The sequence below is a fragment of the Pseudoalteromonas sp. 1CM17D genome, assembly GCF_023161805.1.
GTDB lineage: Bacteria > Pseudomonadota > Gammaproteobacteria > Enterobacterales > Alteromonadaceae > Pseudoalteromonas > Pseudoalteromonas atlantica.
The window spans coordinates 72,363-84,028 of record NZ_JALNTP010000012.1; the positions used below are offsets into that span (position 1 = coordinate 72,363).

Here is an 11,666-nt window from a genome sequence, read left to right on the forward strand (position 1 = left end):
AGCCATTATTCCAAAGTTTTACTACCGCTGCATTAATGATATTACATAAAGCGCTATTTATGGCACACTAAACGCACAAACTTATTACTTACTTGTATTAATGAATATAACTAAACGCGCAGTATTAAAAGGTTTTTTTGATATGCTCCCGCTTTGCCTGGCGGTCGTTCCTTGGGGAATATTATGTGGCTCTTTAGCGATTCAAAATGGCTTTAGTGCCTTTGAAACACAAGCAATGTCATTACTTGTATTCGCGGGTTCTGCACAATTAGTTGCAATTGAACTAATGGCCGGTAACACCCCTTTACTGACTATTTTATTTACCACATTTATTATTAGCTCTCGGCATTTTTTATACGGTTTAGCCGTACGCCATAAAGTTATTTCACAGCCATTACGGTGGCGCTTACCAATAAGTTTTGTACTAACCGACGAGCTGTTTGCCTTTTCGCATCACCGCAAAGCCTATAAAACAAAAGCGCGCCTAATATACGCTTTAAGCGCGGGTTTTAGTTTTTATATTGCATGGAACCTTTGGACACTCATAGGCATAGTTGCAGGAAGTGTGCTCCCTGATTTAACAAATTTAGGGCTCGACTTTGCTATTGCAGCTACATTTATTGCGCTTGTGGTACCGGGCATAAAAAATTTAGCCTCGCTGGTTACTGTGATTGTTGCGGGTATTAGCGCCACAGTTTTAAAAAGCACGGGGTTTGAGTTGTGGTTGGTTTGTGCTGCTCTACTTGCAATGAGTGCAGGCTACTTTACTGCAAGGCTTACACAAAAAAAGGACAACCCATTATGATGCTCACTATATTATTAATGGCGTGTATTACCTTTTTTACTCGTTACTTATTTTTACATCAACGCCTTGGTTTTAAAGTGGGCCCTAAAATGCAGCAGTTTTTAAGCTTTAGCGCACCCGCTGTACTAACCGCTATTTGGGTACCCATTATTTTTATAAATGAAGACGGGCTCAACCTAAACTGGCATAACCCTTATTTAAGCGCAGCTATCGTTGCCATTATTGTTGCCTACAAAACACATAATATTTATTACACAACGCTTGCCAGTATGGGGTTATTTTTAATTTTAAACTAGGGCGTGTTGACCTTTGGCGTTTGAATTTGCAGCAGTATGTTTGGTTTTTAGGCAAGGCAGAGCCTGTGAAGTGTGGTTATTCCCCATAAATAGGCGATAACGTAGCATAAATGCCAAACATGCGCTGCCCTTTGGGTTCTGCCTAGGGGCGATAAACTCTTTGTTGCTCGGTTTTTATTTAGCCCACTAGGTTACAAACCTCGCGCCGCGATTTGATCGCCCCTAGGTTGAACAAATTTCAATCCGCAAAGTTCAACACGCCCTAAATAACAGCCAACCCATTAGCGCATAGTTAAGGGCGGTATTAACAAGCCTAAATTTTATACTTTTAGTAACGCGCTACAGCGGGTAGAATGTAGCTAACAACAATAAAAAAGCATCCATCATGCATGAATTTCATCAATTAACGGCTACTGCGTTAGACGGTAAAACAATTAACTTTAGCGACTTTGAAGGCAAGGTTGTGCTTATTGTTAATACCGCAAGTGAGTGTGGTTTTACTAAGCAGTACGAGTCGCTACAAACTCTTCATAGTAAGTACGCTAAAAGCGGATTGGTTATTATTGGTTTTCCATGTAATCAATTTGGTCAGCAAGAGCCAGGCGACGCAACGCAAATACAACAAGGCTGTTTAATTAATTACGGGGTAAGCTTTTTAATGGCCGCTAAGGTTGATGTCAACGGTCGTCACGCCCACCCTGTATTTAGGTATTTAAAATCGGCCTTACCCGGCTTTTTAACACGAAAAATAAAGTGGAACTTCACCAAGTTTTTGATAGCGTCCGATGGCACACCTATCAAGCGCTATGCGCCTTTTACAAAACCAGAAAAGCTAGAAACCACTATTCAACAAGCACTCGCTAAATTAAGTGCACAATAAGTAATAAAGAGGCATAAAGCCTCTTTACTGCCAATATTTAGCCTTTAAACATGCGTAAACGCACATTCAAACCCTAATAAAAAGGCGCATTATTTTAACTAGCATAATTTAGTCTATGTAATCGTTTAAGTCGTCTTCACCTAGATTTTTACGCAAACGTTTTTGCTCAAGGTAATCTTCCAACTTCTTTTTCACCTTTTGCTTTTTTTTGTCATGCTGATTACGCCCGACCATTTCGTACTCGTCTTCAACAAAATCATCATCTAGCGCATCGTAACTAAATGTCTTACCCACAACCCACTCCATAAAGTGTTTGAGACCAACTCAGGTTTATTCCTGCACTTGGTAAATTAAAAATGTTTAGCGCTAAGATACGAACAAATTAGCACCAAAATAAAGCCACGTGACTATCGTAAATAGCCTTCATGTCAATATTGTGAATAAATAGCGCTAAATTGAGAAAGTGGAAAGTGAGAGTTTTTTATCGTTTCGACAAATAAAATTTATCATTTATTTATTTTTAGTGTTTTTGACTAAAAAGTAGTTTATTTATCAAAATTAAAAATCATTACAAACACACAAATCTTCATAACCTACTGTTTTAAAATAAAAATAAATAATGGCACCAAACTTGTTAATACTTAGCTGTCATCAACAATTATTAGAGAATAAACATGAAAAATTTACTATTAGTAAGCGCTTTAATTTGTACACCCGCTGCAATGGCACATAACGATAGCAATGCGGGTATCTCGTTTAGCAATGAGCAGTGCAATGTAGAGTTTAAAAACGATGTACGCATTAAACCTAGCGAATTAGAAATTTTTACCGCATCTAATCAATTCATGCGCTTTAACAGCAATGGCAACTTAACTATAAATGGCGAACAAGTATCCATTAACAGCGAACAGCGCCAAGCGCTTACCCAGTATTCAGACAACTTACGTACGCAGCTACCTGAGGTCGCTAATATTGCCCTAGACGGAGTAAAAATAGCCGGTGTAGCACTAGAGGAAGTAGCTAACGCATTTAATATTGATGGCCTTGATGACTTATCTGGCCTGATGGACGATATAAGACTTGAAGTAGAAAACACCTTTTATCAACAAGGTACGTTTGTAATGGGCCAACAAAGCTTTAACCAATTTGGTGAAAACTTTGAACACCAATTTGAGGAGCAAATAGAAACCGTGGTTGAGTCTGCCGTTATGCAATCAATGGGCAGTATTTTAGTTGCTTTAGGCTCTGAGCTGCTTGGTTCGGGTGGAGATATGGATGCATTTGAGCAACGCATGGAAAATATGGGCGCGCAAATAGAAGAAAAAGTAGAGCTGCATGCCAGTGCGCTTGAAAAGCGTGCCAACTCTTTATGCGACAGCTTTGCCAACATAGCACAGCAAGAAGAGCAATTAGTAGCGCAGTTACCGCAGCTAAAAGGCTACGAGTTATTTACCATTAAACAAAATTAATACACCGCACCGTATTTAACATCCCTTTAGCAGCACTTGTATATTAGGTGCTGCTTTTTTATTCTTTTAGCGTGTGAGCCAGCGCACCTAACGTGGTAATAGCCTGCTCGATTTTTTCGCTCCACTGCACCCCGTAACTTAGCCTAATACAGCTTTTATACTTATTACTTGCTGAAAAAATAAGTCCAGGGGTTATGCTAATACCAGCTTCTAGCGCCAGTAAAAATAACTTTTGACTGTCTACCCCTTGGCCTAAATCAAGCCAAATAACACACCCACCTTTAGGGTCACTAATACGCGTATTTTTAGGCATCGCGTTTAATAAGCACCACCTCATGCGTTCTTTGTTATTACGTAAGCGCTGCCTAAGCACTTTTAAATTACGGTCATACTCACCACTGGCTATAAACTCAGAAAGCGTCCACTGATTTATAAGTGAGGCAGAGCAACTTAATGCACGCTTATGCCGGCGCGCTTGACCTGCAAACTTGCCTGCTATTAACCAACCTACTCGATAACTTGGTGCAGCCGTTTTTGAAAACGAGGCGCAGCTGATCACAAGCCCCTTTTTTGAATACGCTAAAGCGGGCGTGCCACGCTTGGCAGTAAAGTGCAGATCACCGTACACATCATCTTCTATAAGAACAACATTATGTGACTCTATTAAGTCCACCATTTGCTTACGGCTTTCATCGCTCATAAAGCTGCCAACCGGGTTATTTATGGCGGTCGAAAACAAGCATGCTTTTATATCATGTTGCTCAAGCGCTTGAGCTAGGTCGTTAAGCCAAATACCATTGTCGGGGCATAGCGGAATTTCAAGCGCCTTTAAACCTAAGCTCTCTATTAGTTCAATAATGCCGTGATAACAGGGGGTTTCAATTGCAACCACATCGCCGGGCTTAGTAACACACTTAAGTGCGATAGCCAGCGCCTCTTGCGCGCCATTGGTGATCACCAGTTCATCTATATTTACACCAATACCAAAGCCTAAGTATCTATGCACTAATTGCTTTTTAAGCGCAGCAAAACCATCAATAGGGCCATAATTAATAACACTCGCCCCAGCAATTGTCATAACCCGACGCATGGTACGGGCTAAAGCTTTATCGGTAGGCGCGGCAGCAACGGGATTGGCAATACCAAAGGCAATTACATTAGGTTGATGAATAGCGCTGTATACCTGCTCTATTAATGCTTGTTTATTTACAGTGACAGGCTCGCGGCTTAGTTTTACACGCTTTGGCAAACTGTAAACCGTATTAAGCACCGTTAAAAAGTAGCCCGATTTTTCACGTGCCTCTACTAACCCTTGATCTTCTAACGCTTGATACGCTTGCTTAACCGTCGGAATGCTAATATTTAAGTTACTGGCCATTTTACGAAGCGAAGGAAGCTTTTCCCCTGGTAGTAATACCTTTTGCGCTTGCATGTCTTTAATTAGCTCAATAACTTGTTGGTATAAAAACTCGGCTTTTTGCTTATTGGCAGCTGGCTGCATATCTCGCCTCAAATCTGTATAGGTTACATTTATACTTTTCTGTATATGGTAAGTATACAGATAGACTCTAAAATAACCACTCAATCGGTTTTTTAGAGGTTTGCCATGAAAAGCGCAGCGCTATATCTCACAACAGTGTTAATTTGGGGCTCTACGTGGCTCGCGATTTCGTTTCAGCTAGGCGATATTGCTGTGGAGCTTTCTTTGTTTTATCGCTTTGCCATAGCAGCTGCATGTATGTGGCTATTTGTGGCCTACAAAAAGCCTAATATGCGATTTTCGTTAGTCGATCATGGCTTTTTTGCTTTATTGGCCATTTCTAACTTTGGCTTAAATTATTTGCTTTTGTATTGGGCACAAAACTACCTCTCATCGGCAATGGCCTCTATTGCATTTTCAATGTTGCTAATAATGAACATAGTCAACACCCGTTTATTTTTTGCAAAGCCCATTGCCAAACGTATTTACTGCGGCGCGCTAATCGGCGTGGTGGGTATTATTTGTCTGTTTTGGCCGCATTTACAGCAATTCGACTTGAGTAATGGGGCGTTGGTCGGGTTACTACTTGCCCTTGGGGGTACCTTTGTGGCTTCATTGGGCAATATGATTAGTGTACGTAATTCTAATCGTCAAATAGGTGTGCTGCAGGGTAACGCATGGGGCATGTTATATAGCGCAGTAGGTTTAGCCGTTTATGTATTAATAAATGGTATAACGGTCAGTTTTAGTGCCCCTACCAGCTATTGGTTGTCGCTATTGTATTTATCTGTTTTTGGCACTGTGATTGCGTTTGGCTGCTATTTTGCCTTGTTAAAAAACATTGGCCCCGAAAAAGCAAGCTACGCCATAGTGCTGTTTCCGCTAGTGGCCGTTGCATTAAGCAGCTTTTTTGAAGGCTTTGAATGGCATGCAAACACCTTTGCCGGCTTTAGTTTAGTACTACTGGGTAATGCAATTGTACTTACCCCCACAAAAAGAATTAACGCCTTTTTAGCAAGCCGCAGCGTTGCTAAAAATGGCTCCGTCCCCAGTTAGAGGCGTTTTTAACGCACTAACACAAAAGCGCCTACCCTACTGTAGGCGCTTTTTTATTGGTATATGAAAATTAATAGCCTGCTCATGAATAGCAATAACCGCGGGCGTAACACCTACTAGCTCGCCATCGGCCTCAATTAATAAGTTTTTAGTATTAATACGCGCCTGTTTGAGTTGGCTATAAGTAAGCTTTTTTAAATTATGGTGGCGCTTAAAAATTAATTTAATAAAGCTATATAAGTGATCAACAAGACTACCCGCTTGCATTTGGTAGCAATCAAGCAGTCCATCATCAATTTTAGCCCTAGGTGCTATTTTAATGCCGCCACCAAAATACTGAGAGTTCGCAAATACAGTTATTAAATTTTGATAGCTACATTGCTTATTTAAAAATGCTCCATTTAGTGTGCTCGCTTTGTAAGTAAAGAGCGATTTAAAACTCATCCACTTATAGCGCCAAGCTGACATGCTTTGTAAATGACCCAACTGCTTAATTACATGAGCATCAAAACCAACACCAGCCACATTAATAAAGTAACGAGTATTAATTTTACCTACATCAATTAAGTGTGTGGGGGCATTAAAAATAGCGTTTTGCCACTGTTTAGCTGTGCAATGGAAGCGACGCGCAAAATCGTTGCCCGTACCACAAGGTAATATTGCCAAACTACATGCACTGTTAATCACGCCATTAAGTGCCAAATTAAGCGTGCCATCGCCTCCAATAGCCACAGCTATTTGGCTTTTTTGTGCATTCAATTTAACGTTTGCTAAGTCGTACTCAAAATTGCCTGTCGTTTTAACCGTAATATAGAGAATATTTTTCTTCTGGCATGTTTTTTTAAGCCAATCGAGGTGATCTAACACCACACTTTTTACGCTCGGTTTAACTATTATTAACAACTGCAAGTAATTTATCTCCTATTAGCCAGTACACCAGCATAAATAAGAATTAAGTTAAAATTAATTTATCTGAATAATTAATCATAAAAGTGCGTAAAAATTTACTAAAAACATTAACAAATACAAAAAATACTTATAAAACAAATCAAAACCTAACTCCCCTGATTAAATAACTATGCAAAATGTGCACTTAGTAGTTTTAATTAAAAACAAAACAATGCAAATTCAGATAAAAATAACTAATAGCCAAGCCTTAGTTTATATTGTTGTATTTTTAAACAAAAAAGAGTCAAAATGCTCGCGATTTAAACACATACACCTTGGAGCAAAGACATGAACCCAATAAACACCCTAAACCAAAATGCAGCAGCCCACGTTGGCGTAAAACCAACTAACCGTAAAGCTAAAATGCTTGCTAAATTAAACCGTATGGGCAAAAAGTTAGCATTAAACAGCGCCGCGCAATACAAATAATCAATCTTGTTATGATTATTAAGCAGGGGCAGTAAACAACTAACCACTATTAAAAGCGCTTCTTTAGCTCCCTTAGTTAGCTGCCACCCTTTAATTTTTAGTTTAAATCCTTCTAATTTCCCTCTATTTACAAAAAAAACCGTAATTACGCCTACTTTTTAAGCAAACAGTTTATTTGCTATTTACACGACGGTATCACCTAAGTATTATTCTGCGTCACGGAGAGATGGCAGAGTGGTCGAATGCACCGGTCTTGAAAACCGGCATAGGTTTGTAGCCTATCTAGGGTTCAAATCCCTATCTCTCCACCACTATTTAATTAATGGTATGAATAAACTACCGTTAATACAATCTGTTATGCGTTGGAGAGGTGTCCGAGTGGCCGAAGGAGCTCCCCTGCTAAGGGAGTATAGAGTTTGTAGCTCTATCGAGGGTTCGAATCCCTCCTTCTCCACCATTTCTTATTAAAAACCGCTTAGTTGCGGTTTTTTTGTGCCTGAAATTTAACAGCCAATGTATCCAAGGAGGGTGAGAGTCCTCGCTAGGGTTCGATAAAATGTCTGGAACACTTTAAGCCGCCGCAGGCATCGCGAAGCAATTAATTACATGGATGTAATTAAGCTAATCCCTCCTTCTCCACCATTTCTTATCAAAAACCGCTTAGTTGCGGTTTTTTTGTGCCTGAAATTTAACAGCCAATGTATCCAAGGAGGGTGAGAATCCTCGCTAGGGTTCGATAAAATGTCTGGAACACTTTAAGCCGCCGCAGGCATCGCGAAGCAATTAATTACATGGATGTAATTAAGCTAATCCCTCCTTCTCCACCATTTCTTATTAAAATAGGTAAATCAAAACACATTGAATACACTGGGTAGTTACGGCATTATTAATAACAACTTCACTAACGTAAGTTTAATTATGTTTCGTTTAATTGCACCTTTAATAGGCCTTGTGGCTTTAAGTACACACGCAGCCCAAGACATTACGGTTTATAAATGCACAATTAAAGGAGTCGCTACATTTAGCCAAACACCCTGTGCTGACAATGCAGAAGTTATTAAGCTAAAACAGCCACTAGTTGCCGATAAGTACGGCAATAATGCAAACTCACCCGCAATGCCTGGTGCCTCTGTAGATAACTACATTGAGATTAAAAAAATTGATCGTGAAATTAAACGCCACCAGCTTACTATCAAAAATTATAAAGAAGACTTAGCCGACGCCAAACAACAAGCCAGCTATGTTACTCAAGATCAAGCTAATAGAATGGGCGCCGAATCAATAGCCGATGCGATAGCCACTAAAACTTCAGCGATTCAAAATCGCTATAACGCATTAATTAGCGCTGTAGAGCAACAAATCTCTATTTTACAGCAGCAAAAACAGCAGCTGAGCAAACAACCTTAACTGCTAAATAAGCAGTTTACACATTGCGCAAGGTACACCTTTTACAACATATATTAAAAAATACCGCAAATAACATACTGTTCGCTATACTGATATTTAAAATTAAGTACTTTTAAAAAGTCAGGGAGCTATGTGAAAAATTTTAACTCAAAATATCATTCAGTTATCTTTTACATAATTTTTTCATTAGCGTACTTTTTAATTGGTATTTCACTCACTAAGCTCGCCTTTAATACTCAAATTATCCCGGTATGGTTACCTGCAGGTATTGCCTTAGTTGGATGCTACATGTGGTGGTGGCGCTTCATTCCAGCGCTTTTTATAGCAGCCTTTGCTTTTAACTTTAATATTTTTGACAGCACAGCTCACGATATGGTGTTAGTTGGCAATACCTTCAGCCAAGCCATGTATATTGCTATTGGCATTGTATTGCAGGCAATGGTGGGGGCTGGTTTACTTAAATATTGGCTTGGACACCCGCTGTATTTTAAAAAACGCGCAAGTATCATTTATTTTATTTTTGTTGTGGGCATTGCGGTTAGTTTAATTTCAGCAAATTTTGGGGTGTTTGCGCTGAGCCAATTTAACTCCGCATACGATATTAGAGATCATTGGCAAAATGTGTTATTTTGGTGGCTAGGAGACTCATTAGGCGTAATTATTGCCACTCCTCTGCTGTTGGTGCTTACTCAGTTTAAAGGGCAAAATAGGCCTATATCGCCACTGCCTACGTTAGCGGTATGTAGTATTTTATTTGTATCTGTTGCAGTAACTACTCAGCTTTATAACCAAGAAAACAGACAAAATACCGTTAAAGTCGCCGAGCGAGAAGCTCACATTATTGAAAATAGCTTATATCGCTACATCAACCAAAGTTTAATAGCGGTGCAAAGCTTAGCCAGCCAAGTACAATCTAACCCTGATTTAAACCAACAAGACTTTTACGCCTACGCCAGCGAGTTACTGGCACAGCATTCGTTTATTAAAGCGCTTTCGTGGAATCAAAAAATAGCGCAAAGTGAGCGAGCTTCGTTTACCCAAGAAGTTGCCGATATATACCACCTAGACTTTGAAATTGTCGGCGAGCCCCTTGAACCAGACGATCCTATGGTCATCGTTAAATACATTGCCCCTTTTAATGGCAACCAAAAAGCGGTTGGTTTTAATGTGTACTCAAACCCAGACAGAAAAGCATCGCTAGTAAACCCTGCAATTAGGTATCAGCCTGTCAGCACTAAAATTATTCAGTTAGTGCAAACAGCTGAGCCTGAGCCTGCCTATCTGCTATTTGCCCCCGTGTACGAACAACAACAGCAAAAAGCTATTATAAAGGGGTACGCAACAGGTGTGTTTTTAGTGCGTAATATTATTGAGCAAGCAATTAACGAGCAACAATCAGAGATGTTTTCTATTGCGCTCTATGAAGATGTAAATAAGCCCGCATTTTATAGTAACTACGGAAAAAGTTTAAATATTGCTCAGGGCAGCCGTGTTATGAAACTAAAACTCAGCTTTGGTGGGCAAATATGGAATGCACATTTAGCCTTAAAAGAAAAATACCTTGCCCCCCATAATAACCAATTAACACTGTTTTTAATGGCCTTACAATTGGTGGTATGTGCCTTAATTTTAATTGTTTTACTGCTTTTTAATCAGCAACAAATTGCCCTTACCCGAAAAGTCGCAGAGCGCACCCATTCGCTTGCGCAAGCTAAAAAGCAATCTGACTTAGCTAATCAGGCTAAAAGCCGATTTTTAGCCAATATGAGCCATGAAATACGCACACCATTAAATGCAGTTATTGGCTTTTCATCATTAGCGCGCAAAGAAGACAACGCACACACTCTTATTGGTTACTTAGACAAAATAAACTCTTCATCTAAAAGCTTACTAAACCTGATTAACGACATACTTGATATTTCAAAAATTGAATCACATAAGCTTAAGCTAGAAAGCACAGCGTTTGACCTTCATGCAATTATAAAGCGTATTAACACAATGTTTGAAGCCAGTGCAGCCAATAAAGGCATTGGCTGGCAGGTTAGCAGTCATCTTCCGGTAGATACTTGGTATGTAGGCGACCCTTTACGCTTTGAGCAAGTAGTGCTGAACCTTTGCAGCAACGCAATAAAATTTACAGAGCAAGGCAAAGTAAATGTAGACTTTGGTGGAGAGTTTATCAGTACTGACAAAGTTAAAATTACCGTAACCGTTACAGATACGGGTATTGGCATAAAGCCTACCCAGCAGTCCAAGCTATTTAGTGCCTTTACCCAAGCCGACGACTCAACATCAAGGCGATACGGTGGCACAGGCCTGGGCTTAACTGTCGTAAAAGAGCTCAGTAAATTAATGGGCGGTAACGTCACATTACAGAGCGAACCAAACGTTGGCTCTACGTTTAAATTTGACGTTGAGCTTCGCACCAGCCCAGTACAAGAGCAAGCCGAGCTTGTATACTCGGGTACTAAATTGGCGGCCTTAAAAGTGCTAGTAGCAGAAGATAACCCCGTAAACCAAATGGTAATTAAAGCCATGCTAGGCTCATTAGGTATTGTTGCCCATATTGTCGAAAATGGTGAAGCGGCAGTAGATATAGCAAAAGAGCAACACTTTGACTTAATTTTAATGGACTGCCAAATGCCAATAATGGATGGTTACAGAGCCACCGCCCTAATTAGGCAATTTAAAAGTGAGGTAGAGCTGCCTATTATTGCGCTGACCGCCGATGTTATGCCTGAGGATAAAGCCCATGCTCAAGCCGTTGGTTTTAATCAGCATCTTGCAAAACCGCTAGAACTGGTTAAGCTAACCGCGTGCTTAGCCCAATACGCCGAAATTGAAGAGCACTAATACAATAATGCGCTAAATAAATGCACTTGTGTTAACTTAGTTT

11 protein-coding genes and 2 tRNA genes are annotated in these 11,666 nt (G+C 39.9%); 10 read left to right on the forward strand and 3 right to left on the reverse strand.

Annotated features, from left to right (window positions below):
• The first annotated feature begins 100 nt into the window (after positions 1-100).
• From MSC25_RS17785 to MSC25_RS17795, 3 genes are all read left to right on the forward strand, one after another.
• The gene (locus MSC25_RS17785; RefSeq protein ID WP_096040935.1) at positions 101-805 is read left to right on the forward strand and encodes an AzlC family ABC transporter permease; all 705 of its coding nucleotides are present in this window, start codon (positions 101-103) and stop codon (positions 803-805) included.
• Positions 802-1,101, forward strand: a complete 300-nt coding sequence (locus MSC25_RS17790) for an AzlD domain-containing protein (RefSeq protein WP_004589018.1) — start codon at positions 802-804, stop codon at positions 1,099-1,101. Before MSC25_RS17785 ends, MSC25_RS17790 begins: the two co-directional genes overlap by 4 nt.
• Before the next feature lie 385 nt (positions 1,102-1,486).
• Positions 1,487-1,981 (forward strand): glutathione peroxidase, encoded by a 495-nt coding sequence (locus MSC25_RS17795; protein WP_248444115.1) that lies wholly within the window; start codon positions 1,487-1,489, stop codon positions 1,979-1,981.
• 108 nt (positions 1,982-2,089) lie between these two features.
• Here MSC25_RS17795 and MSC25_RS17800 read toward each other — a convergent pair whose 3' ends face one another.
• Entirely contained in the window at positions 2,090-2,275 is a 186-nt protein-coding gene (locus MSC25_RS17800) for a hypothetical protein (RefSeq protein WP_004589020.1), read from the reverse strand.
• A gap of 380 nt (positions 2,276-2,655) precedes the next feature.
• On the opposite strand from MSC25_RS17800, the gene MSC25_RS17805 reads away from it, so the two are divergent.
• A complete protein-coding gene (locus MSC25_RS17805) occupies positions 2,656-3,450 on the forward strand; it encodes a YggN family protein (RefSeq protein WP_248444117.1) in 795 nt (264 codons plus the stop codon).
• A gap of 58 nt (positions 3,451-3,508) precedes the next feature.
• Here MSC25_RS17805 and MSC25_RS17810 read toward each other — a convergent pair whose 3' ends face one another.
• The gene (locus MSC25_RS17810) at positions 3,509-4,951 is read right to left on the reverse strand and encodes a PLP-dependent aminotransferase family protein (protein WP_055255372.1); all 1,443 of its coding nucleotides are present in this window, start codon (positions 4,949-4,951) and stop codon (positions 3,509-3,511) included.
• Positions 4,952-5,056: 105 nt separating this feature from the next.
• Here MSC25_RS17810 and MSC25_RS17815 point away from each other — a divergent pair, with 105 nt between their 5' ends.
• Positions 5,057-5,986, forward strand: a complete 930-nt coding sequence (locus tag MSC25_RS17815) for an EamA family transporter (protein ID WP_248444119.1) — start codon at positions 5,057-5,059, stop codon at positions 5,984-5,986.
• 36 nt (positions 5,987-6,022) lie between these two features.
• Here MSC25_RS17815 and MSC25_RS17820 read toward each other — a convergent pair whose 3' ends face one another.
• A complete protein-coding gene (locus tag MSC25_RS17820) occupies positions 6,023-6,895 on the reverse strand; it encodes a YegS/Rv2252/BmrU family lipid kinase (protein WP_248444121.1) in 873 nt (290 codons plus the stop codon).
• 327 nt (positions 6,896-7,222) lie between these two features.
• On the opposite strand from MSC25_RS17820, the gene MSC25_RS17825 reads away from it, so the two are divergent.
• The 5 genes from MSC25_RS17825 (at position 7,223) to MSC25_RS17845 (ending at position 11,623) form a co-directional block, all read left to right on the forward strand.
• Positions 7,223-7,363, forward strand: coding sequence for a hypothetical protein (locus MSC25_RS17825; RefSeq protein WP_004589025.1), 141 nt, complete (start codon positions 7,223-7,225; stop codon positions 7,361-7,363).
• A gap of 220 nt (positions 7,364-7,583) precedes the next feature.
• Positions 7,584-7,674 (forward strand) — tRNA-Ser (locus tag MSC25_RS17830).
• A gap of 53 nt (positions 7,675-7,727) precedes the next feature.
• Positions 7,728-7,820 (forward strand) — tRNA-Ser (locus MSC25_RS17835).
• Positions 7,821-8,281: 461 nt separating this feature from the next.
• On the forward strand, positions 8,282-8,770 hold the full coding sequence (locus tag MSC25_RS17840) for an RNA-binding protein (RefSeq protein ID WP_248444124.1): 489 nt from the start codon (positions 8,282-8,284) through the stop codon (positions 8,768-8,770).
• Between the two features lie 132 nt (positions 8,771-8,902).
• Positions 8,903-11,623: an ATP-binding protein gene (locus MSC25_RS17845; RefSeq protein ID WP_248444126.1), complete on the forward strand. Its 2,721-nt coding sequence runs from the start codon at positions 8,903-8,905 to the stop codon at positions 11,621-11,623.
• Positions 11,624-11,666: the final 43 nt, after the last annotated feature.